Source organism: Kitasatospora sp. NPDC048286 (genome assembly GCF_043201735.1).
Lineage (GTDB): Bacteria > Actinomycetota > Actinomycetes > Streptomycetales > Streptomycetaceae > Kitasatospora.
Window position 1 is genome coordinate 234011 of the sequence record NZ_JBICZE010000001.1, and the last position, 26935, is coordinate 260945.

Sequence of the window (26935 nt, forward strand, 5' to 3'; positions counted from 1 at the left end):
CGCGTCCGCGCCGCTGGACCAAAACGGATTCGGGGCGGGGCCCGCAGGCCCCGCCCCGAATCCGAAGACCGTATGACTAGTTCTTCTGGATCTGGTCGAAGGAGAGCTCGACCGGGGTCTCCCGGCCGAAGATCTCGACCAGGCCCTTGACCTTCTTCGAGTCCGGGTTGATCTCGTTGATGGTCGCCTGGAGGGTCGCGAACGGGCCGTCGGTGACGGTGACCGAGTCACCGACCTCGAAGTCCAGGACCTGGATCTCGCTCGGCTTGATCGGCGACGGCTTGCCGGCCTCCTTGGCGGCCTGGCGCTCGACGTCGGGGGCGAGCATCTTGACGACCTCGTCCAGGGTCAGCGGGTACGGGTCGTAGGCGTTGCCGACGAAGCCGGTGACACCCGGGGTGTTGCGCACGACGCCCCAGGACTCGGGGGTGAGGTCCATGCGCACCAGGACGTAGCCGGGGAGCTTGTTCTGGCGGATGGTCTTGCGGTCGCCGTTCTTGATCTGGACGACCTCCTCCTGCGGCACCTCGGCCTGGAAGATGTACTCCTCGACGTTCAGCGAGACGGCGCGCTGCTCCAGGTTCTGCTTCACCCGGTTCTCGTAGCCGGCGTAGGTGTGGATCACGTACCACTCGCCCGGCATGAAGCGCAGGTCCTCGCGGAACTTGGCGACGGGGTCGACCTCGACCTCGTCGGCCGGCTCCTCCTCGACGGACTCCTCGGCGACGGCGGACTCGGTGTCGCCCTCCACGTGCGGCGCGGCCTCCTCGCCGGCCTCGGCCTCGTCGTACGCCTCGACCTCGTCCTCGTCGCTGTCCGCGGCGTCCACGATCTGCTCGGCGGGCTCGGCGTCGTCAGCCAGCTCGGCCGCGTCCAGCTCGGCGGCGACATCCGCCTCGCGGACGGTCTCGTCGGCGTCGTACAGGGGGGACTCAGACACGGTGGCGGCTTCTTTCCTGGAGATGGTGAAGGTGGCGCGCTCCTCGACCGGCCCGGCGTACGACCGCTCGCGCGGGCGCCAGGTGAGGTCTCGGAGACTTCAACAGTACCGAGTCCACGGTAACCGCGCGTACGTCCGGCGCCGACAGCTCGACCCGGGCCGAGGATTCGGCCCGGGTCGGGAAGCTGTTCGAGAGGTGGTGCGGCCGTCAGCCGAAGACCAGCAGGCTGAGCTTGGAGAAGCCGTAGTCCAGGCCGGCCACGAAGGCCATCACGACCACCACGAAGGTGACCACGACGGCGGTGTAGTTGGTGAGCTCGTTGCGGGTCGGCCAGACGACCTTGCGCAGCTCGGCGATGATCTGACGGTAGAAGAGGGCCATCCTGGCGAAGAGGCCCTTCTTGGCCCGCTTGCCGGACTTCTTCTGCTTGCCCGACTTCTTGTCGCCCTCGGCCGATGCCATCTCGGCGGCGCCGTCGGCACCCTCGGGGTTGCCGCTCTCAGGCGTTGCGGTGGAGCCCGTGGTCTCCGTCACTCGTCCTCACCTGAATCCGGGTCCTGCCGAACTTCGCCGCGCACCCGGTTTGGGCACGACCAGTCGGCTAGCGGTGCTGATCGGTGCCATCTCCGCATCAAGCCCGCTCACTCCTGTGGAGCGAACGGGCTGAAAACGGATCTAGCAGCAGGGCAAGAGGGACTCGAACCCCCAACCGCCGGTTTTGGAGACCGGTGCTCTACCAATTGAGCTATTGCCCTACGGTGCCTCGCGGCTCCGGTGGCGACCAACCTACCGCATCTCCCCCCGCTGTCTGCACAGGCGGTGGAAGCTCCGATTTTCTCGGCGGGCCGTCGAGCAGCGAGTGTACGTGGTCGAGGGGTGTTTGGTCGAACGTCTTCTTCCGGAGCCGCCCGTCCGGCCTCGGACGTCCGGTCCGGGGGACCCCTTCCGACGGACCTCCGGGGCCGCGATCCGGACGGGAACGTACGGATGGCGATACCCCGATGCCCGGTAGGTCCCGGTTCTGCGACGATGCAGGCATGAGCGCTTCCACCCCGCAGCCCGACCAGTCCATCCGCCCCGCCGACCGCCGGGTCTCCGCCCGGATCGGTGCGATCGCCGAGTCCGCGACCCTCGCCGTGGACGCGAAGGCCAAGGCCCTCAAGGCCGCCGGCCGTCCGGTCATCGGCTTCGGCGCCGGCGAGCCCGACTTCCCCACCCCGGACTACATCGTCGAGGCGGCCGTCGAGGCCTGCCGCGACCCGAAGAACCACCGCTACACCCCGGCGGGTGGCCTGCCCGAGCTGAAGGCCGCGATCGCCGCCAAGACGCTGCGCGACTCCGGCTACCAGGTGGACGCCTCGCAGGTGCTGGTCACCAACGGCGGCAAGCAGGCCATCTACGAGGCCTTCGCCGCGATCCTCGACCCGGGCGACGAGGTCATCGTCCCGGCGCCGTACTGGACCACCTACCCGGAGTCGATCCAGCTGGCCGGCGGCGTCCCGGTGGAGGTCGTGGCCGACGAGACCACCGGCTACAAGGTCTCGGTCGAGCAGCTGGAGGCCGCCCGCACCGAGAACACCAAGGTGGTGCTGTTCGTCTCGCCGTCCAACCCGACCGGCGCGGTGTACACCGAGGCCGAGGCCGAGGCGATCGGTCGCTGGGCGCTGGAGCACGGCCTGTGGGTGCTCACCGACGAGATCTACGAGCACCTGGTCTACGGCGACGCGAAGTTCACCTCGCTGCCCGCCCTGCTGCCCGAGCTGGCCGACAAGTGCATCGTGGTCAACGGCGTGGCCAAGACCTACGCGATGACCGGCTGGCGGGTGGGCTGGGTGATCGGCCCCAAGGACGTCGTCAAGGCCGCGACCAACCTGCAGTCGCACGCCACCTCGAACGTCTCCAACGTCGCCCAGCGCGCCGCGATCGCCGCCGTCGCCGGCGACCTGTCCGCGGTGCACGAGATGCGCACCGCCTTCGACCGCCGCCGCAAGACGATCGTGCGGATGCTCAACGAGATCGAGGGCGTCCTCTGCCCCGAGCCCGAGGGCGCCTTCTACGCCTACCCGTCGGTCAAGGGTCTGCTGGGCAAGGAGATCCGCGGCCGGCGTCCGCAGACCTCCGCCGAGCTGGCGAGCCTGATCCTGGACGAGGTCGAGGTCGCCGCCGTCCCGGGCGAGGCCTTCGGCACCCCCGGCTACCTGCGGTTCTCCTACGCGCTCGGCGACGAGGACCTGGTCGAGGGCATCAGCCGGATCCAGAAGCTGCTCGGCGAGGCCCGCGACTGACGTCGCTCCGGTATTGACGTCAATCCGACATACGGGATTCACCCGACACACCGCCTCCTTTCACCCCTTCGGGGGATTGAAAGGAGGCGGTTCCCGTCTGGGGGTCGCATACGGCAGTATCGGTGAATGGAACGCCTGTTGAACCCGCGAGACGTCAGGGGCCTCCCGAAGGCCCACCTGCACCTGCACTTCACCGGATCGATGCGGCCCGCCACCCTCCTGGAGCTGGCCGAGAAGCACGGCGTCCGGCTGCCGGAGGCGCTCAGCTCCGGCGAACCGCCCCGACTGCGGGCCACCGACGAACGGGGCTGGTTCCGCTTCCAGCGGCTGTACGACACCGCCCGCTCGGTGCTGCGGGACGAGCAGGACATCCGCCGGCTGGTCCTGGAGACCGCCGAGGACGAGCGGCGGGACGGCTCCCGCTGGCTGGAGATCCAGGTCGACCCGACCTCGTACGCGCCCCGGCTGGGCGGACTGATCCCCGCCCTGGAACTGATCCTGGACGCGGTGGAGCACGCCGCCGCGGCGACCGGCGTGGGCATCCGGGTCCTGGTCGCGGCCAACCGGATGAAGTCCCCGATGGACGCCCGGACGCTGGCCCGGCTGGCCGTCCGCTACGCCGACCACGGGGTGGTCGGCTTCGGCCTCTCCAACGACGAGCGCCGGGGCATGGCCAGGGACTTCGACCGGGCCTTCGCGATCGCCCGCAACGGCGGGTTGCTGGCGGCCCCGCACGGCGGCGAGCTGTCCGGCCCGGAGTCCGTCCGGGACTGCCTGGACGACCTGGGCGCCGGCCGGATCGGCCACGGCGTGCGGGCCGCCGAGGACCCCCGGCTGATGGAGCGGCTGGCGGACCGGCAGGTCACCTGCGAGGTCTGCCCGTCCTCCAACGTCTCGCTCGGCGTCTACGAGCGCCCCGAGGAGGTCCCGCTGCGCCGGCTCTTCGACGCCGGGGTCCCGCTCGCCCTGGGCGCCGACGACCCGCTGCTGTTCGGCAGCCGACTGGCCGCCCAGTACGAGCTGGTCCGGGACGTGCTGGGCTTCTCCGACGCCGAACTCGCCGAGCTGGCGCGGCAGTCGGTGCGCGGCTCGGTCGCGCCGGAGGCCGTCCGCAGGGAGCTGCTGGCGGACATCGACGCCTGGCTGGTGGGCGACCGCGCCCCCGCCGAGCCGGCCGCCGTGCCCGCCTAGCGCCTGCTCAGAGCGTGACGCCCACCATCACCGGCTCGTTCACCAGCTCCACCCCGAAGGCCTCGCGGACCCCGTCCCGGATCTCCCGGGCCAGTGCCAGCAGGTCCTCGGCGGTGGCCGAGCCGCGGTTGGTGAGCGCCAGGGTGTGCTTGGTGGAGAGCGTCGCCGGGCCGCTGCCGTAGCCCTTGCCGAAGCCCGCCCGGTCGATCAGCCAGGCCGCCGAGGTCTTGGTGCAGCCCTCCGGGGCCGGGTAGGCGGGGGCGTCCTCGGCGCCCGGGCGGGTGCGGAAGGACTCGTACTGGGCGGCCGTGAGCACCGGGTTGGTGAAGAAGGAGCCGGCCGACCAGGTGTCGTGGTCCGCCGGGTCCAGCACCATGCCCTTGCCGGCGCGCAGCAGCAGCACCGCCTTCCAGGCCGTGTCGACCGCCACCCGGTCGCCCTGCTCGACGCCCAGGTGCCGGGCGGTCTCGGCGTAGCGGACGGGGGTGGAGAGCCCGTCGGCGTCCTCCAGGCGGAACCGCACCCGCAGCACCACGTAGCGGTCCGGCTCGGCCTTGAAGCGGCTGTGCCGGTAGGAGAACGCGCACTCGGCGTTCGGGAGCACGACCACCTCGTCGGCGGTGCGGTCGTACGCGACCACCTCGGTGATCGCCTGCGCGACCTCCTGGCCGTACGCGCCCACGTTCTGCACCGGGGTGGCGCCGACCGAGCCGGGAATGCCGGCCAGGAACTCGATGCCCGCCAGGTGGTGGTCCAGCACGGTCCGGCGGACCACCTCGGACCAGGTCTCGCCGGCCGCGACCTCCAGCGCGGTGCCGTCCAGGGCGAAGCCCTCGGTGGCGATCCGCAGCGCGGTGCCGGAGAAGCCGGCGTCGCCGATCACCAGGTTGGAGCCGCCACCGAGGACCAGCAGCGGCTCGCCGGCCGCGTCGGCCTCGCGGACGGCCGCGATCACCTCGTCGTCGGTGTGGGCCGTCACCAGGCGGCGGGCCGGGCCGCCGAGCCGGAGCGTGGTCAGCGGGGCGAGGGGGGCGTCGTTTTCTACCAGCACGCCCACCAGCGTACGGGGGCGCCGGGAAGCCGCTTCCCGGGGAAGGCCCTTCCCGGGAAGCGGCTTCCGGTGCCGCCGTCAGGCCTTGACCATCTCGGGCGCCGGCTGTTCCACCGCGGCCGCGGCCGGCGCCTTGCCCCGCCGCGGGATGAGCCCCGCGGCGAGCGCGCCGAGCCCGACGGCGGCCCCGCCGACGTACAGCGCGGGCACCAGCCCGTCCGTGAAGGCCCGGGCCGACTGGTAGCCGCCCTGCGCCGAGAACACCGCGGCGAGCACGGCGACCCCGAGCGCCCCGCCGACCTCGCGCAGCGCGTTGTTGGCGCCGGAGGCGATCCCCTGCTCCTGCGGCCGGACGCCGACCATCACCAGCTGGGCGGTCGGGCCGAAGTACAGCGACATGCCGACCCCGCAGATCACGATGGCCGGGATCAGGGCGAGGTAGTCGAGGCCGGCGCTCCCGTCCGCGACCAGCCCGAACAGCACCAGGCCCACGGCCTGCAGCGCCAGCCCGGCGACCACGATCGGGCGGCCGCCGATCCGGTCGGAGACGATGCCCGCGACCGGCGAGACCAGCAGCGGCATCGCCGTCCACGGCAGCATCCGGATGCCCGCCTCCTGGGGGCTGAAGCCGCCGACCCCCTGGAGGTACTGGCTGATCAGGAAGATCGAGCCGAACATCCCCAGGTACATCAGCAGGCTCGCCGCGTTGACGGCGGAGAAGGTCCGGCTGCGGAACAGCCGCATCGGCAGCATCGGGTGGGCGGCCACCCGCTGCTCGTACCAGACGAAGGCGGTCAGCAGCAGGGCGCCGCCGATCAGAGCGCCGAGGACCGGCGGGCTGGTCCAGCCGTCCGGGTTGCCGCGGATCAGGCCGAGGACGACCCCGAACATCCCCAGGCTGACCAGCAGGGTTCCGGGCACGTCCAGGGCCCGGCCCGCGCCCCGGCTCTCGCCGAGCCGCAGGAAGGCCAGCGGCAGCAGGACGAGGCCCACCGGGACGTTCACCCAGAAGATCCACTGCCAGGAGAAGTGCTCGGTCAGCGCACCGCCGATCAGCGGCCCGGCCGCGACGGCGAGGCCGCTGACGCCCGACCAGACGCCGAAGGCCAGCCCCCGCCTGGCCGGGGGCACCGCGGTGGTGAGCAGGGTGAGGGTGAGCGGCATCATCACCGCGGCCCCGGACCCCTGGACGGCGCGGGCGGCGATCAGCTCGCCGATGCCGGGGGACAGCGCGGCCGCGGCGGAGCCGGCGGTGAAGACCGCCAGGCCGGCCAGGAAGATCCGGCGCCGGCCGAAGCGGTCGCCGAGGGCTGCGCCGAACATCAGCAGCACGGCGAAGCTCAGGGTGTAGGCGCTGACCGTCCATTCGAGGTCGGACAGCCCGCCGCCGAGCTCCTCGCGGATCGACGGCAGTGCGGTGGTGACCACCAGGTTGTCCAGGGCGGCCATGAAGCTGGCCGCGCTGACGATCACCAGGGTCCAGATCGCGGCTCCGCCCATGGCCGGTTTCTCCGTCATGACATCCCCCAGGTTCCTCTAGGTCGCTCTAGGTAGTTATTGCTCAATAACTTTCATGGGCCGAAAAAAGGCCGCCCGGACGCACCGCGCGGCCGCCCGTCCGCTACTCCGGGTCCTCGCACTCGTCGAAGCCGGTCCAGATCCGGTGGTCCTGCGGATAGCCCAGCGCCACCAGGGTGTTGATCAGCATCCCGTGCGCGAAGAACCGCGTGGCGTCCCTCATGTCCCCGCCGATCCGCATCCTGACCCGCTCGAACAGGCTCTCCCAGAGCCGCCGGGCGGTCTCCCCGATCTCCTCCTCGCCGACCGAGCGGGCCGCGAAGACCGAGACGTAGATCTGCATCTGCATCATGAGCTGGTCACTGTCCTCGACCAGGCCCATGTACGCGCCGGATATCGCGTCGGCGGCCTCCGCGCCGGTCAGCCCGGCCGAGGCCTCGTCGAACACCCGCCAGGTCTCCTCGACGCAGCGTTCGGCGGCGGCGGCGAAGATCGCCTGCTTGCCCGGGAACAGCCGGAACAGGTACGGCTGCGAGACGCCCACCCGGCGGGCGATCGCCTCGGTGGAGGTGCCGTGGTACCCGCCCCGGGCGAACTCGATCAGGGCGGCGCGGACGACGCTCTCGCGCCGCTCCTCCGCACTCATCCGGATGCTCGACTTCGCCATGGATCCCAAGTTAGTGGCCGATCACTAGCCAGGCAAGACCCGCGGCCGCGGCCGGAGCTCCCGGTGCGGGCACTCCGGCCGCGGCCGCCGGCACGCGAAAGCGGCTCAGCCGAGCCGGACGACGGCCCGGGACATGCCGAGCACCTTCTGGCCGCCCGTGGTGGCCAGAAGGTCGACCTGCACCCTGCGGTCGTCCAGCTTCTTGGCGACCTTGGCCGAGACCTCGACCACCGCGCCGACCCCGTCGTTCGGCACCGGCACCGGCCGGGTGAAGCGCACGCCGTACTCGACCACCGCGGCCGGGTCGCCGACCCAGTCGGTGACCACCCGGATCGCCTCGGCCATGGTGAACATGCCGTGCGCGATGACGTCCGGCAGGCCGACCTCCAGGGCGAACTTCTCGTTCCAGTGGATCGGGTTGAAGTCGCCCGAGGCGCCCGCGTAGCGCACCAGTGTGTCGCGGGTCACCGGGAAGGACTGCGCCGGCAGCTCGGTGCCGACCTCGACCTCGTCGTAGCTGATCGCCATCGCGCTCACTCCCCCGCCTCGTCGGCGGCCCGGGCCACCAGGGTCATGACCGACGTCACAACGTGCTCGCCGGTCGCGTCCGTCACCTCGCCGCGCACGGTGAGCACGTCGTTGCCCGCCAGCGACTTGATGTTGTCGATGGTCACCGCGACCGACAGCCGGTCACCGGCCCGCACCGGGCGGGTGTAGACGAACTTCTGGTCGCCGTGCACCACCCGGCTGAAGTCCAGACCCAGCTCCGGGTCCTCGATCACCTGGGCGGCCGCCCGGTAGGTGACCACGAAGGGGAAGGTCGGCGGGGCGATCACGTCGGAGTGACCCAGCGCCTTCGCCGCCTCCGGGTCGGCGTACGCCGGGTTGGCGTCCCCGATCGCGGTCGCGAACTCGCGGATCTTCTCCCGGCCGACCTCGTACGGCTCGGTGGGCGGGTAACTACGCCCGATGAAGGAGGGGTCGAGCGCCATGGCAGCTCCTCGGAACGCGGATGGATACGAAAAAACTCCGGGCCGCACCCCCCAGTGAGGGATGCGGCCCGGAGTAGAAGACCTGAATTCACACAGGCCCGGCGCCCTACGGGAGGGTCAGCGGGTCTCGCGGTGCGCGGTGTGCGAGTTGCAGCGGGGGCAGTGCTTCTTCATCTCAAGACGGTCCGGGTCGTTACGCCGGTTCTTCTTGGTGATGTAGTTCCGCTCCTTGCACTCCACGCAGGCCAGCGTGATCTTCGGGCGGACGTCGGTGGCAGCCACGGGAGTGCCTTCCTTGGACAACGAATAAGAACACAACAAGAGTAGCCGACCGGGAGTGCGATCTCCCGACCGACTACGCGGGGTAGCGGTGACCGGACTTGAACCGGTGACACAGCGATTATGAGCCGCTTGCTCTACCAACTGAGCTACACCGCCACAGTGATCCGCAGCACAGCCGGAGCTGACCGCTTCTCACCCGAGCCCCCATGCGGAATCGAACCGCAGACCTTCTCCTTACCATGGAGACGCTCTACCGACTGAGCTATAGGGGCGAACGAGGAAGAGATTACACGTTTCGCGGCCGGAGGTGAAATCCGTATCCCGCGGCGAAGACCGCAGGTGGGCGACGGGTACGGACGGGCGATCCAAGGCCGGGCGTTCGATCGGCCCGCGAGCCCCACGGCCCGACCCGATACGACTATTGCCCGCCTCCCGGCGACCCGCCTCCCGGGCCCATAGGCTCGTCGCTCATTGATCGGGAGGACTGGCCGGCGGTACGGGCCAGCCGTACGGGGCCGACCGCGCGGGCCGGCCCGAGAAGGAGCCGGCGATGGACAGCGCAGCCGCCGACGGGCCGCAGCCCTGGCCCGGCCCGGCGGCCAACCCGCTCGGGCACGGCCCGGTCCTGCTGCTCACCGGCGCCCGACTCGCCGACGGGCGCGTGGTGGACGTCCGGATCAGCGGCGACCGCATCCAGGCGGTCGGCACCGTCGGCAGCCTCGGCCCGCTGCCCGCCCTGCCCGGCGCCCCCACCGTCACCACCGGCGCCCGGATCGACCTGCGCGGCTACCTGCTGCTCCCGGCCCCCGCCGAGGCGCACGCCCACTACGACGCCGCCTTCTCAGCCGCCCTGCCCACCCCGCCGTCGGACACCCCGGCCGACCTCACCCGGCGGATCACCGAGGCCGCGCTGACCTCCCTCGGCTACGGCGCCACCGCCCAGCGCACCCACGTCCGGATCGGCGACGTGCACGGACTGCGCCGGCTGGAGGCCGTGCTCACCGCCCGGCAGGCGCTGAGCGGGCTGGCCGAGCTCCAGGCGGTGGCGATGCCACGGCTGCTCACCGGGCGGGCCGGCGCGGACGGCCGGGCGCAGCTGCGCGAGGCGCTCAAGCTGGGCGCCACGGCGGCCGGCGGCTGCCCGGAGCTGGACCCGGACCCCTCCGGCTACGTACAGCTGCTGCTGGAGGCGGCCCGCGAGGCCGACTGCTCGGTGGACCTGCACGCCAGCGCCGCCGACGCCGCCCAACTCGCCCGGATGGCCGGGGCGTTGGCGCCGCTTCGGCCACGGGTGACGCTCGGCCCGTGCGGGGCGCTGGCCCGCGGCGCGTCGACGGTGCTGGCGACCAGCGGGGTCCGGGTGGTCTGCCTGCCGCAGAACGGCTGCTGCACCGGACTTGAGGGTCGGCCGGCGGGCCTGCGGCCGGGCCTGGTACGGGAGTTGGCGGCGGCCCGGGTGCCGTTGGCGGCGGGCAGCGGGGCGCTGCGCGACCCGTCCAACCCGGTCGGCCGGGCGGATCCACTGGAGTCGGCCTATCTGCTGGCGGCCGGTGGGGAGTTGGACCCGGAGGCGGCGTACGACGCGGTGGCGAACCAGGCCCGGGCGGCGCTCGGACTGGCGCCGGTCCGGGTGGACGCCGGGTTCCCGGCGGAACTGCTGGCGGTGCGTGGGGACAGCCTGGCCGGGGCGCTCGCGGGCGGGCACAGCCGGCTGGTGGTGCACAGCGGCCGGGTGGTCAGCCGGACCAGCGCGGTCCGGGAGTTCGCGGACACGGTGGCGCTGGCGCTGCCCCGCCAGTGCGGGGGCGGGGAGGACTGAGCGGGCCGGACCGGCCCCGACGGCAGATGGGGGCGCGCGACGGGTGTCGCGCGCCCCTCCCCCACCTGCCGGCCGTCCATGGGACGGCTGTCGAAGCGGCCCCAGGCCTCCCCCACACGGAGCAGGGCCGCTCGTTCGGGATCGACACTACGCCCACGGAGCACCGCCCCCGAGCGGCCTTGACACCGTCCTGTCGCCCACCGGGGCGCTCTTGACGGGCCGTTGACGCAGGCTGCGGCATCGGCCCGTCACGGCACGTAGCGGTACCCGATCCCCGGCTCGGTGACCAGGTGCCGCGGCCGGGCCGGGTCGCGCTCCAACTTGCGGCGCAGCCCCGCGAAGTAGACCCGAAGGTAGTTGCCGCGCCCCTCCTGGGCCGGGCCCCACACCTCGCGCAGGATCTGCCGGCCGGGCACCAGCCGGCCGGGGTTGGCGAGCAGCAGGGCGAGGATGCGCCACTCGGTCGGGGTGAGCCGGACCGGGCCGTTCGGGCCGTTCACCGCGGTGGCCGCGAGGTCCACGGTGTGGTCGCCGATCACCGGCCGGCTCAGCGGCACACCGCCCGGCGGCCGGCGCAGCACGGCGCGCAGCCGGGCCAGCAGCTCGTCCATCAGGAACGGCTTGGTGAGGTAGTCGTCGGCGCCCGCGTCCAGGGCGCCCACCTTGTCGGCCGCGTCGGTCCGGCCGGAGAGCACGATGATCGGCACCGCGCTGTGGGTGCGCAGGCCGCGCAGCACGTCCATCCCGTCGAGGTCGGGCAGGCCGAGGTCGAGCAGGACGGCGTCCGGGGCGCTGTGCGCGGCGCGGTCGAGCGCCTCGCCGCCGGTGGCCGCGGTGCGGACGGCGTACTGCCGGGCGCTGAGGTTGATCCGCAGGGTGCGCAGGAGGGCCGGCTCGTCGTCGACGACCAGGATCTCGCTCACGTGTCCGCCTCGCTTCGCTCGATGGTGGGGTCGGCGGCGGGCAGGGTGAGCAGCATGGTGGTGCCGCCGCCCGGGGTGTCCTCGACCTCCAGGCTGCCGCCCATCGCCTCGGCGAGGCCGCGGGAGAGGGCGAGTCCGAGGCCGACGCCGGTGGTGTTGTCGGTGTCGCCGAGGCGCTGGAAGGGCAGGAAGACCCGGTCGCGGTCCTCGGGGGCGATGCCGGGGCCGCGGTCGATCACCCGGATCTCGACCTGGTCGGCATGGTGGCTGCCGGTGACCAGGACGGGCGCGCCGGGGGCGTTGTACCGCAGCGCGTTGGTGATCACGTTGGCGAGCACCCGCTCCAGCAGCGGCGGGTCGGCGAGCACCGGCGGGGTCGTGTCCAGGTCCAGCGGCTGGATCGGCGCGTACGGGTCGGGGAGGCTGTCGAGCGCCCGGGGCAGGATCTCGTCCAGGTGGGTCTCGGTGAGGTGCAGGGTGAGCGCGCCGGCCTGGAGGCGGCTCATGTCGAGCAGGTTGTCGACCAGCCGGGTGAGCTTGACCAGCGACTCGTCGGCGGTGGCGAGGAGTTCGGCCTGGTCCTCGGGCGAGAACTCGACGTCGGGGCTGCGCAGCGAGCCGACCGAGGCCCGGGCGGCGGCCAGCGGGGTGCGCAGGTCGTGGCTGACGGCGGCGAGCAGGGCGGTGCGCATCCGGTCGGCGGCCTTGATCGGCTCGACCTCGGCGGCGGCCACCGCCAGCCGGTCGCGTTCCAGCGCGGCGCCGACGTGGGCGGCGAAGGCGGTCAGCACCCGCTGGTCGGCGGCCGGCAGCCGGCGGCCGGTGAGCACCAGGAGGGCGTCCCGGCCGACCGGGACCTCGGTGGTCTCGTGCGGCCCGTCGCCGTCGCCCTGGTGGTCCCCCTCGCTGTGCGCGAGCACCTCACCGGCGGCCCGGGAGAGCAGCGCGACGGTCCGCATCCCGAAGGCCGTCCGGGACTTCTCCAGCAGGGCGGGCAGCGCGTCGGCGCCGCGCAGCACGCTGCCGGCCAGGGTGGAGAGGGTCTCGGCCTCGGCGGTGGCGCGGGCGGCCCGGCTGGTGAGCCGGCCGGCGTGGTCGACCACGGTGGAGACGGTGAGCGCGATGGCGGCGAAGACCACCAGGGCGACGATGTTGTTGGTCTCGCCGATGGTCAGGCTGTGGATCGGCGGGATGAAGTAGTAGTTGAGCAGCACCGAGGCGACGAACGAGGCCAGCAGGGCCGACACCGCGCCGCCGAGCAGGGCGACGATGACCACGCCGAGCTGGAAGATCAGCGCGTCGGTGGTCAGGTTGATGCTGTGGTGCGCCTGCGAGAGCAGGGCGGTGAGCAGCCAGGGCACCGCCAGGCCGGCCAGGTAGCCGGCGACGGTGCGGCGCCGGGAGTGGCGGCGGCCGAGCGAGGGCAGCCGGCCGCGGCCGGTGAACTCGTGGGTGACCATGTGGACGTCGATGTCCTCGGAGTCGTCCACGGTGGTCTGCCCGGTACCGGGGCCGGTGAGGAAGCGGTTGATCCGGCCGCGGCGGCTGGTGCCGAGCACCAGCTGGGTGGCGTCGTGGGCGCGGGCGAAGGCGAGCAGCGCGGTGGGGACGTCGTCGCCGACCACCACGTGGTAGCTGCCGCCGAGGGTCTCCACCAGCTGCCGCTGCTGGGCGAGCGCGCCGGAGGAGGCGCCGGCCAGGCCGTCGCTGCGGGAGACGTGGACGGCCAGCAGGTCGCCGCCGGCCGTGCGGTCGGCGATCCGGGCGGCGCGGCGGATCAGGGTCTCGCCCTCGGGGCCGCCGGTGAGGGCGACCACGACCCGCTCGCGGGCCTCCCAGACCCGGTCGATGTTGTGGCTGGCCCGGTAGTCGCGCAGGCCCTCGTCCACCCGCCCGGCCACCCAGAGCAGGGCGAGTTCGCGCAGGGCGGTGAGGTTGCCGACCCGGAAGTAGTTGGAGAGCGCGGCGTCCACCTTCTCCGCCCTGTAGACGTTGCCGTGGGCCATCCGGCGGCGCAGCGCCTGGGGGGCCATGTCGACGAGTTCGATCTGGTCGGCCCGGCGGACCACCTCGTCCGGGACGGTCTCGCGCTGCGGGATGCCGGTGATCTTCCGGACGACGTCGTTCAGCGACTCCAGGTGCTGGATGTTGACGGTGGTGACGACGTCGATCCCGGCGGCGAGCAGTTCCTCGACGTCCTGCCAGCGCTTGGCGTGCCGGCCGCCGGGGACGTTGGTGTGCGCCAGCTCGTCCACGAGCACGACGGACGGGCGGCGGGCGAGCACGCCGTCGAGGTCCATCTCCTCGAACTCGGCGTCCCGGTAGGAGCGTCGGGCGCGCGGCAGGACCTCCAGGCCGGCCAGCATGGCCTCGGTGTGCCGTCTGCCGTGGCACTCGATGTACCCGACCACGACGTCGGCCCCGCGCTGCTGTCTGCGCCGGGCCTCGTCCAGCATGCGGTAGGTCTTGCCTACCCCCGGCGCGGAGCCGAGGTACACCCTCAGTCGGCCGCCGCGGATGCCGGTGCCGGGGGTGAGGTCGCGAGCCATGGGCACTGCTCTTTCCATCGGGAGGTGGTGCACGTCTGCGGACGCGGGTCGGCCGGCCCGGGCCCGGGAGGCGTGCTCCCGTGCCCGGGCCGGCCCGGTCACCCGTATGTGTGAGGTGGTGTCACTTCTGCTCGCTGAGTGCCTTGTTGAGCAGCACGACGTTGACGCCCTCGTTGCCGAGGAAGCCGAGCGAACGGCTCTCGGTGTACTCGTCGACCAGCTTGGTCACCGTCTCCACCGGCAGGCCGCGGTTCTTCGCGACCCGGTCGACCTGCTCCTTGGCGTAGGCGACGGAGATGTGCGGGTCGAGGCCGGAGCCGGAGGCGGTCAGCGCGTCGGCCGGGACGCTCGCCGGGTCGACGCCGTCGAAGGAGGCGACGGCGGCGCGGCGGTCGTTGACGGCCTTCAGCAGGTCCTCGTTGTTCGGGCCGAGGTTGCTGGCGCTGGAGGAGGCTGCGTCGTAGCCGGTCCCGGCCGCGGAGGGGCGGGGCTGGAACCACTTCGGGTCCGGCTGGGCCTCCTCGTTCGGGTCGTCGGGGTTCTTCTTCGGGAGGTTGAAGCTCTGGCCGATCAGGCTGGAGCCGATCTCCTTGCCGTCGGTCTTCACCGGCGAGCCGTTCGCCTTGTCGGTGAAGGCGACCTGGGAGATCCCGGTGATCAGCAGCGGGTAGGCGATCCCGAGGATCACGGTCAGCACCAGCAGCGCGCGCAGCGCGGTGAAGTGGGTGCGGAGGGTCGTCGGCAGGGGCTTGGACATGGTTTTCTCTCCTTCCCCGCGTCAGTTGAGGCCGGGGATGAACTGGACGATCAGGTCGATCAGTTTGATGCCGACGAACGGCACCACGAGGCCGCCGAAGCCGTAGACCCCGATGTTGCGGCGCAGCAGCGAGCTGGCGTCGGACGGGCGGTAGCGCACGCCGCGCAGGGCGAGCGGGATCAGGCCGATGATGACCAGGGCGTTGAAGACGATCGCCGAGGTGATCGCGGACTGGGGGCTGTGCAGGCCCATGATGTTGAGGTGGCTCAGGCCCGGGTAGACCCCCGCGAACATCGCGGGGATGATCGCGAAGTACTTGGCCACGTCGTTGGCGATCGAGAAGGTGGTCAGCGCGCCACGGGTGATCAGCAGCTGCTTGCCGATCTCCACGATCTCGATCAGCTTGGTCGGGTTGGAGTCCAGGTCGACCATGTTGCCGGCCTCCTTGGCCGCCATGGTCCCGGTGTTCATCGCGACACCGACGTCGGCCTGGGCGAGGGCGGGGGCGTCGTTGGTGCCGTCGCCGGTCATCGCGACCAGCTTGCCGCCCTCCTGCTCCTTCTTGATCAGGGCCATCTTGTCCTCGGGCGTGGCCTCGGCGAGGAAGTCGTCCACGCCGGCCTCCTCCGCGATCGCCTTGGCGGTCAGCGGGTTGTCGCCCGTGATCATGACGGTCTTGATGCCCATCCGGCGGAGCTCGTCGAAGCGCTCCCGCATGCCCTCCTTGACGACGTCCTTGAGGTGGATGACCCCGAGGACGCGGGCGGGCCCGGCGCCGATCCGCTCGGCGACGACCAGCGGGGTGCCGCCGGCCGCGGATATCCCGTCGACCAGGGCGGAGACCTCGGCGCCGACCGAACCGCCGTTCTCCGTGACCCAGTTGGAGACCGCGCCGGCCGCGCCCTTGCGGACCTGGTGGACTCCTCCGGCCTCGTCGAGGTCCACGCCCGACATCCGGGTCTGGGCGGTGAACGGGACCCACGTGGCGTGCGTCAGCTCGCCCTGGGCGCGGGCCCGCAGGCCGTACTCGCTCTTGGCGAGGACCACGATCGAGCGGCCCTCCGGGGTCTCGTCCGCGAGCGAGGAGAGCTGCGCCGCGCCGGCCAGGTCCTCGGTGGACACGCCCGGGGCAGCCAGGAACTCGGCGGCCTGGCGGTTGCCCAGGGTGATGGTGCCGGTCTTGTCGAGCAGCAGCGTGTTGACATCGCCGGCGGCCTCGACGGCGCGGCCGGACATCGCCAGCACGTTGCGCTGCACCAGACGGTCCATGCCGGCGATGCCGATCGCGGAGAGCAGCGCGCCGATGGTGGTCGGGATGAGCGCCACGATCAGGGCGACCAGGACGATCATCGTCTGCGGGGCACCCGCGTAGGTGGCCATCGGCTGGAGCGTGACGACCGCGACCAGGAAGACGACGGTCAGCGAGGCCAGCAGGATGTTGAGCGCGATCTCGTTCGGCGTCTTCTGCCGGGCGGCCCCCTCGACCAGGGCGATCATCCGGTCGATGAAGGTCTTGCCGGGCTCGGAGGAGATCCGCACCACGATCCGGTCGGACAGCACCTTGGTGCCGCCGGTGACGGCGCTGCGGTCGCCGCCCGACTCACGGATGACGGGCGCGGACTCACCCGTGATCGCCGACTCGTCGACGCTCGCGACACCCTCGACCACGTCGCCGTCGCCGGGGATGACCTGGCCGGCCTCGACCACCACGTGGTCGCCGAGCCTCAGCGCGGTGCCGGGCACCTCCTCCTCGGCGCCGGTGGCCGGCCAGTCGGTGAGCCGGCGGGCCATGGTGTCGCTCTTGGTCTTGCGCAGCGTGTCGGCCTGCGCCTTGCCGCGGCCCTCGGCCACGGCCTCGGCCAGGTTGGCGAAGACCGTGGTGAGCCACAGCCAGACGGTGATGACCCAGGCGAACACGGACGGGTCGGCGATCGCGGCGACGGTGGTGACCACCGAGCCGACCTCGACCACGAACATCACCGGGTTCTTGATCATCACCCGGGGGTCGAGCTTCTTCACCGCGTCCGGCAGGGACGCGACGATCAGCTTCGGGTCGAGCAGGCCGCTCGCCACTCTGTGCGGCGCGGCGGCCTCCGCCTGGTCGGCCGGTGCGGGGTTGAGCGTGGAGGTGGACATCAGGAGGACAGACCTTCCGCGATCGGCCCGAGAGCCAGGGCCGGGAAGTAGGTGAGGCCGACGACGATCAGGATCACGCCCGACAGCAGGCCCACGAACAGCGGCTTGTGGGTGGGCAGGGTGCCCGGGGTGGCCGGGACCGGCTGCTGCTGGGCGAGCGAACCGGCCAGCGCGAGGACGAAGACGATCGGCAGCAACCGGCCGAAGATCATCGCCAGGCCGAGCGCGGTGTCGTACCAGTCGGTGTTGACGGTGATGCCGCCGAAGGCCGAGCCGTTGTTGTTGGAGGCCGAGGTGAAGGCGTACAGCACCTCGGAGAAGCCGTGGGCGCCCGAGTTGAGCATCCCGGCGCGCTCGCCCGGCAGGGCCATCGCCACGCCCGTGCCGACCAGCACGATCGTCGGCGTGGTGAGGATGTACAGCGAGGCGAACTTCATCTCCCGGCCGCCGAGCTTCTTGCCCAGGTACTCGGGGGTGCGGCCGACCATCAGGCCGGCGACGAACACCGCGACGACCGCCAGCACCAGCATGCCGTACAGGCCGGAGCCCACACCGCCGGGCGCGATCTCGCCCAGCATCATGTCGAAGACCGTCAGCCCGCCGCCGAACGGCGTGTACGAGTCGTGGAAGGAGTTCACCGCACCGGTCGAGGTCAGCGTGGTCGAGGCGGCGAACAGCGAGCTGGCGGCGATGCCGAAGCGCTGCTCCTTGCCCTCCATCGCGGCGCCCGCGGCCTGCAGGGCGCTGCCCTGGTGCTGCGACTCGGCGAAGGTCAGCAGGGCGGTCGAGGCGATCCAGAACAGGCCCATCACGGCGACGATCGCGTAGCCCTGGCGGTTGTCCCCCACCATCCGGCCGAAGGTCCGCGGCAGCGCGAACGGGATCACCAGGATCAGGAAGACCTCGACCAGGTTGGTGAAGCCGGTCGGGTTCTCGAACGGGTGCGCCGAGTTGGCGTTGAAGAAGCCGCCGCCGTTGGTGCCGAGCAGCTTGATGACCTCCTGGGAGGCCACCGGGCCGCCCGGGATCTTCTGGACCTCACCCGCGAGGCCGGTGACCTCGTGGAAGCCGTGGAAGTTCTGGATCACGCCGTTGGCGGCCAGGACCAGGGCGAAGACGATCGAGATCGGCAGCAGCAGCCGCAGGTTGATCCGGGTGAGGTCCACCCAGAAGTTGCCGACCCGGTCCGTCCTGTTCCGGGTGAAGCCCCGGACCAGCGCGGCGACGACGGCGATGCCGACGGCCGCGGAGACGAAGTTCTGCACGGCCAGACCCGCCATCTGCGCCACCTGGCCCATCGCGGACTCGCCCGCGTAGGACTGCCAGTTGGTGTTGGCGACGAACGAGATGGCGGTGTTCCAGGCCTGGTGGCCCTCCATCTGCGGAACACCCAGGCTCAGCAGCAGGTAGCCCTGGAGGCGGATCAGACCGTAGAGGAAGAGGACGGAGACGGCCGAGAAGGCCAGCACCGAGCGGAGGTACACCGGCCACCGCTGATCGGCGTCGCCGTCGACGCCGATCAGCTTGTAGATGCCGCGCTCGACTCTGAGGTGCCTGGCGGAGGTGAGGAGCTTGGCGATGTAGTCGCCGAGGGGGCGGTAGCACAGGGCCAGCGCGCCGACGAGGGCGAGCACCTGCAGCCAGCCCGCGAGAGTGGATCCCATGTCAGAACTTCTCCGGGAAGATCAGCGCCACGACGAGATAGCCGACGAGCGCGACGGCCACGACCAGACCAGCGATGTTCTCCGCGCTCATGCGGCCACCTCGCTGCGCTCGCTGGGCGCCTGGCGCAACACGCGCCCTCCGATGGTTCGTTCGCTGCGCTCACTCACAGCTTCTCCACCCCCCGCGCGATCAGGGCGATGACGGCGAACACGGCGACCGTGACACCGACGTAGATGAGATCGGACATGGGCTCCACCAGAGTGGTTCGGGAGATGCCGCGACCTGGGCCGGAGGGGCTCACGCGGCACCGGCGGAAGACCGGCAGATGCAGCAAACCAGCCGTCAGGGGCGCGTTATGGGGCCCTGACGCCGTCCATACGGGTGACAGCGCGACGTTGACGCGACGTTGACGGGCGCTTCACCGGACCGAGACCGTCGTGATCGGGCCGAGATCCGGGGCCGGCTCCGATCCGGGACCTGTCCGGGACCTGTCCGGCTCCGGTCCGGGGCCTGTCCGGGTCCGGAAAGCCGTGGGCCCCGGACGGCAGGCTGCCGTCCGGGGCCGCCCCCGCTCCCCGTTCCCCCGTTCCCGGTCACATCCGCATGCGCAGCCGGCAGACCACCGCGTCGGTGTGCCGCCGCAGGGCGCGGTCGATCACGGCGCCGCGCCGGTTCTGGAGCGCCCGCTGCCACCAGCGGGCCGGCTCCACCTCGGGGATCAGCACGGTCAGCCGGTCGTAGACGTGCTCCGCCCCCAGCTCGTTGACGAAGTCCGCGATCGGCCTGCCCAGCCGGCGGTGGACGTCCGGGATCTCCACCAGCGGCACGCCCGGCCGCCACAGTTCCCAGTCCCGGCGCAGTGTCTCCGCGACGGCCGGCTCGTGCACCACGGTCACCGCCATGACCTCGTCGCCGAGCGAGAGCGCCGCCGACAGGCCGTCCCTGGTCAGCCGGGTGATCGCGGTCACCGGGACGACGACCAGACTGCGCTGCCTGGTCACCGGGCCGGGCACCCGGCCCAGCTCCAGCCGCTCGCCGATCCGCCCGTAGCTGCGGTGGACCGCCTCGAACAGCACCACCAGCAGTGGCAGGGCCACCACGATGCCCCAGGCCCCCTCGGTGAACTTGGTGCCGGTGACGACCAGCGCCGCGACGCCGGTGAGCAGCGCGCCGAAGCCGTTCAGCGCGGCCTTCCACCGCCAGCCGGACGGCCGGTGCAGCAGCCAGTGCCGGACCATGCCGACCTGGCAGACGGTGAAGCCGACGAACACGCCGATCGAGAACAGCGGCACCAGGCTGTTGACGTCCCCACCGGAGCCGACCAGCAGCGCCGCCGAGACCGCGGCCAGGAACAGCACCCCGTACCGGTACACCTGGCGGTCGGCGCGCAGCGCGAACAGGTGCGGCAGGTGGTTGTCCCGGGCGAGCAGGTCGAGCAGCACCGGCAGCCCGCCGAAGGAGGTGTTGGCGGCGAGCCCGAGCAGCACCACGGTGGCGAACTGGACGACGTAGAAACCGAACCCGTGGCCGAGCGAGGCGTCGGCGAGCTGGGCGAGCACCGTGACGCCCTCGACCGGCTGGAGGTGGAAGCGGCCGATCAGCACCGCCAGCCCGACCAGCATCACGCCGAGCAGGGCGCCGAGCGCGACCTCGGTGTGCTGCGCGCGTTTGACCCGCGGGGTGCGGAAGGAGGGGACGGCGTTGGCCACCGCCTCCACGCCGGTCAGCGCGGAGCAGCCGGCCGCGAAGGCCCTGAGCAGCAGCAGCGCACCGACGGTGGTGGCGTTCTGGGCGAGGGCCGAGGCGTGCCCGGCGGCGGCCGCGGTGCTGACCGGGGCGTCCCGGAACAGGCCGACCACGACGATCGCCAGGATGGAGAGCACGAAGACGACCGTCGGCGCCATGAACCAGCGCGCCGACTCGGCGATCCCGCGCAGGTTCACCGCGGTGACCAGCGCCAGCACGCCCAGGCAGAGCCAGACGCGGTCGTCGTACAGGCGCGGGACGGCCGAGGTGAGTGCGGCGACGCCGGCGGTGACCGAGACGGCGACGTTCAGGACGTAGTCGACGACCAGCGAGGCGGCCGCGGTCAGCGCGGTCCGGCGGCCCAGGTGCGCCTTGGCCACCGCGTAGGAGCCGCCACCGTCCGGGAACGCCGCGATCACCTGCCGGTAGGAGGCGACCAGCACCGCCAGCAGCACGGCGATCGCCGCCGTGACCGGCAGCGTGAAGCCCAGCCCGTACGCCCCGGCGGCGGCCAGCACCAGCACGATCGACTCCGGGCCGTACGCGACCGAGGCCATGGCGTCCAGCGAGAGCGCGGCCAGCCCGCCGAGCGCGCTGAGCCGGTGCCGCTCGTCGCCCGCGCCGGTATCAGGCGGCGCGGGTTCGGCCGTGGCTGCCGGGGTGGTGGTGGCGCTGGACATCGGACGGGACCTCCGCAGTCGGTAGTTGGTCCGATCCTGCGGTCCGCGCGCCCACCGCCCCGGGGGCCCGTACGTGTTCCTGACGCCGCCACGAGCGGCCTTGACACGCTCTTGACGGGGCCGTCACGCCGCGTCGGCCCCGTCCGGTGGCTGTTGGCGGGGGTGGGGCGAGCCGTTGTCCCGGCGGTCGCCGGCTGGGAAGACGATCAGCTCTGTCGAAGGACTCCCACCCCCGGGCACCACTCTGCTGCCTGCAACCCGTAATTGCAAGCAATGTGCAATAAGTACGCCCGCCGCCCCGACTCCGGACCAAGCCCACCCCGAACAAACAGAACAGCCCCCGATCCGCGTTTCCGCAGATCGGGGGCTGTTCTCTATCCTGTGGCTGGTGCAGGGTTCGAACCTGCGTAGCTTGCGCGACAGATTTACAGGCCGCTGGCCAGGGACGCTCTGACCAGGCAACTCTTGCTCACGGGCCGCACCTGGTCCGCCCCTGGTCCGGATCATGGTCTGCGCCACCGGATCAGGCTCTCCCCAGCGCTGTCCACTCAAGGCGCAATCTGAAGCCACCCCTACGAGCGACCCCGGCCAGAGATGCTCAGGCCCCGCGTCGGGCGATGACCGGGGTGAGAGCACCCGGCTGATCGGGCCGTTCGAAGGAAATCTCGGCCTTCGGACGGCCTGACCGCTCAGCCGGATACAGGGGGTTCGAGTTCCAGAAGCTGCCGTGCGAGCTGGAGCGTAGCGAGCTTGAATTCGGTAGCAGTGCGGGCCTGATGGGGGATGCTCACCACGAGCCTGCGCTCATCGCCAGCACGCCCGACGCGGTCTTCGATGTGGACGTCCATGTCCACGAGGGGCCGTACGTGGCTAGTCCACGACGCCGGAGCCCACAAGACCGAGGTCGGGCGGGGGGTGTGGATCCGGTCCCATGCTTCGAGCCAATGCTTGACTTCGGAGGGCGGAACCTCGCAGGCCTGGACGAAGTCCTCCAGGAGTTCGCGGCTGGGGCGGGCCCAGCCGCGGAGTACCAGGTTCAGGGTGCTACGCGGGAGCCGACCGAAGCCGCCCGCGCGCCTTTCCAGCTCACGGAGGGAGGGACGGCCGACCTTCAGGTGCAGGTGCACCATCGCATGCCACAAGTCCCGAGGGGTATTGATCATGGTGATGTGCGTGGGCCGTTCGGTCGGTGACTTGGCTCCCGCTCTGCGTGCAGCCCGCCACAGCCGGCGCACCTCGGTGAGTTCCTTCTTCATGGCACCGCATCCCGTCGCGTACGCCTCCACCACGTCCAGCGTCGGCACCGAGTCACCGCTCGCGGCTCGCGAAAGCCGCGTGGGGTGGATCCCAGTGATCCGGCCGAGCTCGGCATAGGTGTGGCCGGGACCCTGGCGCAGAACCCGCAGGTACTGCGCCAGGGCCGCCAGCTCCTTGGTACGCGCGGTGACGGGCCGCTCAGGGCGTCCCATCGGGCGTCAGGCCTCCTGAGGGGCCAGGCGCAGGTACCGGTTCGTCCGGACGGACACGATGATCCCCACCGCGATCACGCCGATGCCGCCCAGCAGGGCGAGGACCGTGGTGACGGACACTCCGGCGAGCACGAGCATGACGGCGATCAGCATCAGGACGATCACGATGATCGCCTCGATGCCGGACAGGCCCGCCGCCCTCGGGGGCATCGGGCCGGTCTTCACGCAGGCAGCAGCGGCAGCCGCCAGACGGCGGTTGGTCTTGGACACTCTTCTCCTAGGCAGTTGAGGGAAACGGACTCCACCGGGGCTTTCCGGCCCGGACCGCACTGGCGCTGCTGGGGATTGCCGTCCCCCGCAACTGGCGGTAGGTCAGATCATCCCATCCCGTGCGACATACACCGCCTGCGGTCCTGGCTTGCAACCCCCTTTTGATGCATCCCTGTCCACGCGACGTTGTGCGCGCACATCGTCGGAAGGGGGGTTTTCGCCGGCGAAAACCCCGCGGCCCCAGGTTCGGCTAAGAGGTCCATCTCAACGTCACATCCCGTGTCGATGCTGCCCTGATCAGCGGATATGCATTGAGTAGAAGGACTTTGTGCCCAAGAGGGCGGCCAAATGTAGCAGCTTGCATCGTCAACACGGCTGGTTGAGCCAGTTGATGCAGCGCAGTCCAAGTTCCCATTGCGGCCCGGAGAGGCTCGTGTGAGTCTTTTGAGAAAACGAGCACCATCAACTGGGTGCTCGCTTCCCTAGGCAGCAACGGACTCCACCGAAACACCCAGGGACCCGAACGACGAGGCGTTGCCGCGCTGACCCGTTCACCACAGGTGACGTGCAGCTTTGCATGTCACCTGTTGCGTTTTCAGGCCGGGCAGCCCGGCTCCCACCGACACGTGGTCCGCCGTCAACTACCACCCGCCGTACCGTTTGCTGCGGCCCATGGAGGCCGCTGCGGCCGATGTGGCGCCGACTTCCGTCGATGATGCCAGGGCCGCTTGCCGCGATGCTCCGCTGGCTATGGCCCTCGCGTGACAGCCCAGCACGTCAGGCCATGGTGCTAGCGATGAGTTGCATCGAGTCCACGACCACCACGGCGCCAGCGGCGGCCAGCTTGATGTCCTTCCCCGGTTTATTGGCGTAGCCGATCGTCGGAACACCGGCGGCTTCCCCGGCCTCGACGTCGCGGGCCGCGTCGCCGACGAAGATGCAGTGCTCCGGCCCGGTGCCCGCGGCTTCCATCGCTTCGAGCAGGAGGCGCGGGTTCGGCTTCATCGACGATGGGTCGCCCGGGGTGCGTCCGAAGACGCCAGCCACGTAGCCGCTGAGACCGTGCTCGGTGAGGTAGGACTCGATGGCCGCGCCCGCGTTGTTGCTGACCACAGAGACCAGCCGACCAGAGCGGACAGCAGCACGCAGAACCGATTCTCCCCCTGGGGTCGGGCGGCCGGCCCGGACAGCTTCGGTCTCCAGTGCGGCCAGCGCGGCGTCCGTGCTCGCCGTGAGGTCGGGTCGGGCGTCCGAGACCAGTCGGAGCAGGGCGAGCGGATCGTTCTCCTCCTCCGCCCCCTCCAGGGCCTGCTCGCCGGTGGCGAGCAGGCCCTCACGGAGTCGGCGCGCGACCTCCGGGGCGGCGAGGCCGGCGAAGACCGAGCAGACCGGGCCGTCGAAGTCGAGCAGCACGTGCTTCACCGGCCGCAGCACGTCAGCGAGTTGCTGAGGGGTGGCGGTCATGGCTGCCGCTCGTAGGCGATCGTGCTCCACACGCTGTCGAACCACATCTGGGCCTGCTGAACGTACTGCGATCCGAGCGAGGCGTCATCCGGGCCGGCGGCATGGTGAAACAGGGTGGTGTCCTTGCCGGTCACGTCGTAGAAGGTGTGGGCGGTGTCATCGATCGTCACGGTGCGCTCGCGGAGCGGGTAGAAGCCGAAGAACGCCTCCGACCGGTTCAGGATGTACAGCTTGAACAGGCTGGACGCCCGGTGGACCTTGACTTGGACACTCGCCTTCTGGACCAGGCCCAGCTCGGCCAGCATCTCCACCGAGTGCGCGATGCCACCGGCGTTCGTCAAGGCGATGTTGCGAGCGCGCTGCCGAAGAGCAGCCTCATCCTGGAGCCCGTCGACCAGGACCGGCACCGCCATGGGCGCCGTGGTGTCCGGCAGCAGCAGCCGGACCGTGATGGACTCCGGCGCCAGCCGGCCCGAGCGGACCTTGTCGAGCGGCTCCTGCAGCGCGTTGTGCAGCGTCTCGCTGGAGAAGCCGGCGAAGTCGAGGGTCACCTGCTGCTGCTCGAAGGCCGCCTCCAGGTGCTGCCGCAGCCCGGCCAGCTGGGACGTCCGCTCCCTCACGAACGAGCCGCTCCCCTGCCGGGTCACGATCAGCCCCTCGGTGCGGAGCAGGTCGAGCGCCCTGTCCACCGTGCCGCGCGCCACGCCGAAGTGCTTCGCCAGTGCGGGGCCGGAGGGCAGCTTGTCACCGGTCTCGAAGCCCGGCTTCTTCGTCAGAATCGAGGCCCGCAGAGAGCTGCTGACCTGCCGATACGGGGGGCGAGAGTCATCCGGGTCTAGGGCCATAGGCCGACGAGACTCGACGGCCGGGGGGCCCGCGCTCAACGCATCCATGATCGCTTCCGTGGTCCAGGAGCCGGCCGCGCCGGGCCGGGCACTCAGGTACGTGGCCGCCTCCTCCGCAGACAAACCGTGCGCCTCGCGCAGTCCGGACGCGAAGTTACGCAGGTAAGCGGCTGACGGGCGGGTCACCTCGGCGTCCACGCGCCGCCAGGGGGCAGTGAACGTCAGCACGGGGTAGCCGTCGATCTGTCCAGGACACACGAGCGTCTCGTAGCGGCCAGGGCCAAGGCGGACGCTCCCCAGCCTCAGGGCTGGCGCGAGGTCAAGGTCCCTTCCGGGCAGCTCGTGCATCTCCTGGGCGGCGATGTCGGAGAACTGCTTGGGGGTGATCAGGTAGGTCCGCGCTGGCATCTCCCCTTCGTCTGTCTGGTCGTAGAAGCCCATGCCGCCGGTCCAGACCTTCGACTCCAGGGAGAAGTAGAGCTGCCCGGGCATCAGCACGGGAAGTGCCGCGAGGGGTGGACGTTTGTCACGGCACCCGGGGTAGGACCGCGCGCCGCCTGGCGGACGGCCGCCTGCGATGTAGTACATGAGTCGGTCGAGGTGCATGTTCGAGCCGTAGGCGGCGTACCAGACAAGCTCTGGACTGGACTCGCGGTCAGTCAGGGGTTCTGGACGTCGTGCGGTACTCAGAGCTGTCATGTCAGTCCGTCGAGACGTCGTAGCGAATGACGTGCCTGTCGCCCGGAAGCGTCGTGATCATCACCCGGAGAGGCTTCCCGTCCTTGTCGTAGCCGGTTCGGCGGTGGACCGCGACCGGGGTGGCTGCGGGAAGGACAAGCCGCTCGCTCTCCTCCCGGGTGGGCATCCGGACCGTGATCTCGTCGCTGTACCGCACCTGGACCAGTCCGGCGCTGGCGAGGACACCTCCGGGGGCCGACACGTCCTCGGGAAGCATCAGCGGCGTGTTCCGGACCAGCTCCTCCGGGAAGTACGAGTCGGCCAGAGCGTACGGCTCGTGATCCACGAAGCGGATCCGCTCGCGGACCACCGTCAACGCCGTCGCCGGGTCGAGCTGAAGCTGTAGTGCCACCTCCTCCGGAGGCCGCCTGATCGACACCCGAATTTCCTGGCGAGGCTCCTGACCGTTGGCAGCTATCTGACTGGCCCACTGGTCGCCGGCGGTGTGGTTCGCCTCGTGGACCGACCGGGACTCCATGGTGGTCCAGTTCCATACGGCCGGCTCGTAGCGCTCCCGCACGAAGCTGCCCCGTCCCTGGGCGGACACCAGCAACCCTTCGTCAGTCAGACGGCCGAGCGCGAGTCGCACCGTGTTCCTGCTGACGTCGTAGGCCGTGGTCAGTTCCTCCTCTGACGGAAGTTTCTGGCCGGGCGCCAACTTTCCCTGCTCGATCTGAACCCGCAGGTCATCGGCAATGGCGTGGTAGCGCGGGACCTGTTTGGCCATGGCAGATCTCCCTGACTTGAAGGACTTGTTCCAACAAGGTACCCCGAAGCGCTTGACGACGCGAGCATCCATGCCCCAAGCTCATGCCCGTCAGCTTGTTGGAACAAGTCATCCAACAAGACCAGGTGGATTTACATGCCTAGTTGGCCCTTCTTTGGGCTGCTCTGACCTGCGCAAACGCACCCGTCAATGGCCGGCGCCCGCCGTGCCCAGGGTGAAG

The 26935-nt window shown here is 71.1% G+C and carries 23 protein-coding genes and 3 tRNA genes; 3 read left to right on the plus strand and 23 right to left on the minus strand.

Features of this window, described 5'->3' with window-relative positions:
- Positions 1-76: 76 nt before the first annotated feature.
- The 3 genes from nusG to ACGF13_RS01100 all read right to left on the minus strand — a co-directional run bounded on the left by nusG (position 77) and on the right by ACGF13_RS01100 (position 1696).
- On the minus strand, positions 77-925 hold the full coding sequence (gene nusG, locus ACGF13_RS01090; RefSeq protein ID WP_392868751.1) for a transcription termination/antitermination protein NusG: 849 nt from the start codon (positions 923-925) through the stop codon (positions 77-79).
- 223 nt (positions 926-1148) lie between these two features.
- Positions 1149-1475 (minus strand): preprotein translocase subunit SecE, encoded by a 327-nt coding sequence (gene secE, locus ACGF13_RS01095; RefSeq protein ID WP_392867450.1) that lies wholly within the window; start codon positions 1473-1475, stop codon positions 1149-1151.
- 148 nt (positions 1476-1623) lie between these two features.
- A tRNA-Trp gene (locus ACGF13_RS01100) sits at positions 1624-1696 on the minus strand.
- Positions 1697-1978: 282 nt separating this feature from the next.
- Here ACGF13_RS01100 and ACGF13_RS01105 point away from each other — a divergent pair.
- Positions 1979-3226 carry a pyridoxal phosphate-dependent aminotransferase gene (locus ACGF13_RS01105; RefSeq protein ID WP_392867453.1) on the plus strand — a complete coding sequence of 416 codons (1248 nt, stop codon included), beginning with the start codon at positions 1979-1981 and terminating at the stop codon, positions 3224-3226.
- 126 nt (positions 3227-3352) lie between these two features.
- Positions 3353-4417 carry an adenosine deaminase gene (locus ACGF13_RS01110; protein WP_392867456.1) on the plus strand — a complete coding sequence of 355 codons (1065 nt, stop codon included), beginning with the start codon at positions 3353-3355 and terminating at the stop codon, positions 4415-4417.
- A gap of 7 nt (positions 4418-4424) precedes the next feature.
- On the opposite strand, the gene ACGF13_RS01115 is transcribed toward ACGF13_RS01110, so the two are convergent.
- The 8 genes from ACGF13_RS01115 to ACGF13_RS01150 form a co-directional block, all read right to left on the minus strand.
- Positions 4425-5468 (minus strand): UDP-N-acetylmuramate dehydrogenase, encoded by a 1044-nt coding sequence (locus ACGF13_RS01115; protein ID WP_392867459.1) that lies wholly within the window; start codon positions 5466-5468, stop codon positions 4425-4427.
- A 78-nt stretch (positions 5469-5546) separates the two neighbouring features.
- A complete protein-coding gene (locus tag ACGF13_RS01120; RefSeq protein WP_392867461.1) occupies positions 5547-6986 on the minus strand; it encodes an MFS transporter in 1440 nt (479 codons plus the stop codon).
- Between the two features lie 103 nt (positions 6987-7089).
- Entirely contained in the window at positions 7090-7653 is a 564-nt protein-coding gene (locus tag ACGF13_RS01125) for a TetR/AcrR family transcriptional regulator (RefSeq protein WP_392867463.1), read from the minus strand.
- 105 nt (positions 7654-7758) lie between these two features.
- Positions 7759-8181 (minus strand): MaoC family dehydratase, encoded by a 423-nt coding sequence (locus tag ACGF13_RS01130; protein ID WP_097237453.1) that lies wholly within the window; start codon positions 8179-8181, stop codon positions 7759-7761.
- A gap of 5 nt (positions 8182-8186) precedes the next feature.
- Positions 8187-8645, minus strand: coding sequence for a MaoC family dehydratase N-terminal domain-containing protein (locus ACGF13_RS01135; protein ID WP_392867466.1), 459 nt, complete (start codon positions 8643-8645; stop codon positions 8187-8189).
- A 117-nt stretch (positions 8646-8762) separates the two neighbouring features.
- A complete protein-coding gene (gene rpmG / locus ACGF13_RS01140; protein WP_006604855.1) occupies positions 8763-8927 on the minus strand; it encodes a 50S ribosomal protein L33 in 165 nt (54 codons plus the stop codon).
- Positions 8928-9010: 83 nt separating this feature from the next.
- Positions 9011-9083: transfer RNA gene (locus tag ACGF13_RS01145), tRNA-Met, on the minus strand.
- Between the two features lie 43 nt (positions 9084-9126).
- A tRNA-Thr gene (locus ACGF13_RS01150) sits at positions 9127-9199 on the minus strand.
- 278 nt (positions 9200-9477) lie between these two features.
- On the opposite strand from ACGF13_RS01150, the gene ACGF13_RS01155 reads away from it, so the two are divergent.
- Complete coding sequence (locus tag ACGF13_RS01155) at positions 9478-10746, plus strand: hydrolase (protein WP_392867467.1); 1269 nt, start codon at positions 9478-9480, stop codon at positions 10744-10746.
- Between the two features lie 248 nt (positions 10747-10994).
- Here the strand turns inward: ACGF13_RS01155 and ACGF13_RS01160 are convergent, their stop codons facing one another.
- From ACGF13_RS01160 to ACGF13_RS01215, 12 genes are all read right to left on the minus strand, one after another.
- Positions 10995-11669, minus strand: a complete 675-nt coding sequence (locus ACGF13_RS01160) for a response regulator (RefSeq protein WP_392867469.1) — start codon at positions 11667-11669, stop codon at positions 10995-10997.
- A complete protein-coding gene (locus ACGF13_RS01165) occupies positions 11666-14218 on the minus strand; it encodes an ATP-binding protein (RefSeq protein ID WP_392867472.1) in 2553 nt (850 codons plus the stop codon). Before ACGF13_RS01165 ends, ACGF13_RS01160 begins: the two co-directional genes overlap by 4 nt.
- Before the next feature lie 121 nt (positions 14219-14339).
- Positions 14340-14975 (minus strand): potassium-transporting ATPase subunit KdpC, encoded by a 636-nt coding sequence (gene kdpC, locus ACGF13_RS01170; RefSeq protein WP_392867474.1) that lies wholly within the window; start codon positions 14973-14975, stop codon positions 14340-14342.
- Between the two features lie 21 nt (positions 14976-14996).
- The gene (gene kdpB / locus ACGF13_RS01175) at positions 14997-17111 is read right to left on the minus strand and encodes a potassium-transporting ATPase subunit KdpB (RefSeq protein ID WP_392867476.1); all 2115 of its coding nucleotides are present in this window, start codon (positions 17109-17111) and stop codon (positions 14997-14999) included.
- Complete coding sequence (gene kdpA / locus ACGF13_RS01180; RefSeq protein WP_392867478.1) at positions 17111-18775, minus strand: potassium-transporting ATPase subunit KdpA; 1665 nt, start codon at positions 18773-18775, stop codon at positions 17111-17113. Before kdpA ends, kdpB begins: the two co-directional genes overlap by 1 nt.
- 1 nt (position 18776) lies before the next feature.
- On the minus strand, positions 18777-18866 hold the full coding sequence (gene kdpF, locus ACGF13_RS01185; protein ID WP_045693083.1) for a K(+)-transporting ATPase subunit F: 90 nt from the start codon (positions 18864-18866) through the stop codon (positions 18777-18779).
- 503 nt (positions 18867-19369) lie between these two features.
- Positions 19370-21202 (minus strand): APC family permease, encoded by a 1833-nt coding sequence (locus ACGF13_RS01190; protein ID WP_392867481.1) that lies wholly within the window; start codon positions 21200-21202, stop codon positions 19370-19372.
- A 689-nt stretch (positions 21203-21891) separates the two neighbouring features.
- Positions 21892-22671 (minus strand): helix-turn-helix domain-containing protein, encoded by a 780-nt coding sequence (locus ACGF13_RS01195; RefSeq protein WP_392867484.1) that lies wholly within the window; start codon positions 22669-22671, stop codon positions 21892-21894.
- A gap of 6 nt (positions 22672-22677) precedes the next feature.
- A complete protein-coding gene (locus ACGF13_RS01200) occupies positions 22678-22941 on the minus strand; it encodes a hypothetical protein (RefSeq protein WP_392867486.1) in 264 nt (87 codons plus the stop codon).
- Between the two features lie 777 nt (positions 22942-23718).
- Positions 23719-24405 (minus strand): HAD family hydrolase, encoded by a 687-nt coding sequence (locus ACGF13_RS01205; protein ID WP_392867488.1) that lies wholly within the window; start codon positions 24403-24405, stop codon positions 23719-23721.
- Entirely contained in the window at positions 24402-25856 is a 1455-nt protein-coding gene (locus ACGF13_RS01210; RefSeq protein WP_392867491.1) for a GntR family transcriptional regulator, read from the minus strand. Before ACGF13_RS01210 ends, ACGF13_RS01205 begins: the two co-directional genes overlap by 4 nt.
- 94 nt (positions 25857-25950) lie before the next feature.
- Entirely contained in the window at positions 25951-26715 is a 765-nt protein-coding gene (locus ACGF13_RS01215; RefSeq protein WP_392867493.1) for a GntR family transcriptional regulator, read from the minus strand.
- Positions 26716-26935 lie beyond the last annotated feature (220 nt).

Bases quoted from the DNA above. Each gene is read 5' to 3' on its own strand.
- ACGF13_RS01105 (WP_392867453.1), top strand. From the start codon at position 1,979: ATGAGCGCTTCCACCCCGCAGCCCGACCAGTCCATCCGCCCCGCCGAC.
- ACGF13_RS01110 (WP_392867456.1), top strand. From the start codon at position 3,353: ATGGAACGCCTGTTGAACCCGCGAGACGTCAGGGGCCTCCCGAAGGCC.
- ACGF13_RS01120 (WP_392867461.1), bottom strand. From the start codon at position 6,986: ATGACGGAGAAACCGGCCATGGGCGGAGCCGCGATCTGGACCCTGGTG.
- ACGF13_RS01125 (WP_392867463.1), bottom strand. From the start codon at position 7,653: ATGGCGAAGTCGAGCATCCGGATGAGTGCGGAGGAGCGGCGCGAGAGC.
- ACGF13_RS01130 (WP_097237453.1), bottom strand. From the start codon at position 8,181: ATGGCGATCAGCTACGACGAGGTCGAGGTCGGCACCGAGCTGCCGGCG.
- ACGF13_RS01135 (WP_392867466.1), bottom strand. From the start codon at position 8,645: ATGGCGCTCGACCCCTCCTTCATCGGGCGTAGTTACCCGCCCACCGAG.
- ACGF13_RS01155 (WP_392867467.1), top strand. From the start codon at position 9,478: ATGGACAGCGCAGCCGCCGACGGGCCGCAGCCCTGGCCCGGCCCGGCG.
- ACGF13_RS01165 (WP_392867472.1), bottom strand. From the start codon at position 14,218: ATGGCTCGCGACCTCACCCCCGGCACCGGCATCCGCGGCGGCCGACTG.
- kdpC (WP_392867474.1), bottom strand. From the start codon at position 14,975: ATGTCCAAGCCCCTGCCGACGACCCTCCGCACCCACTTCACCGCGCTG.
- kdpB (WP_392867476.1), bottom strand. From the start codon at position 17,111: ATGTCCACCTCCACGCTCAACCCCGCACCGGCCGACCAGGCGGAGGCC.
- kdpA (WP_392867478.1), bottom strand. From the start codon at position 18,775: ATGGGATCCACTCTCGCGGGCTGGCTGCAGGTGCTCGCCCTCGTCGGC.
- kdpF (WP_045693083.1), bottom strand. From the start codon at position 18,866: ATGAGCGCGGAGAACATCGCTGGTCTGGTCGTGGCCGTCGCGCTCGTC.
- ACGF13_RS01190 (WP_392867481.1), bottom strand. From the start codon at position 21,202: ATGTCCAGCGCCACCACCACCCCGGCAGCCACGGCCGAACCCGCGCCG.
- ACGF13_RS01195 (WP_392867484.1), bottom strand. From the start codon at position 22,671: ATGGGACGCCCTGAGCGGCCCGTCACCGCGCGTACCAAGGAGCTGGCG.
- ACGF13_RS01205 (WP_392867488.1), bottom strand. From the start codon at position 24,405: ATGACCGCCACCCCTCAGCAACTCGCTGACGTGCTGCGGCCGGTGAAG.
- ACGF13_RS01210 (WP_392867491.1), bottom strand. From the start codon at position 25,856: ATGCACCTCGACCGACTCATGTACTACATCGCAGGCGGCCGTCCGCCA.
- ACGF13_RS01215 (WP_392867493.1), bottom strand. From the start codon at position 26,715: ATGGCCAAACAGGTCCCGCGCTACCACGCCATTGCCGATGACCTGCGG.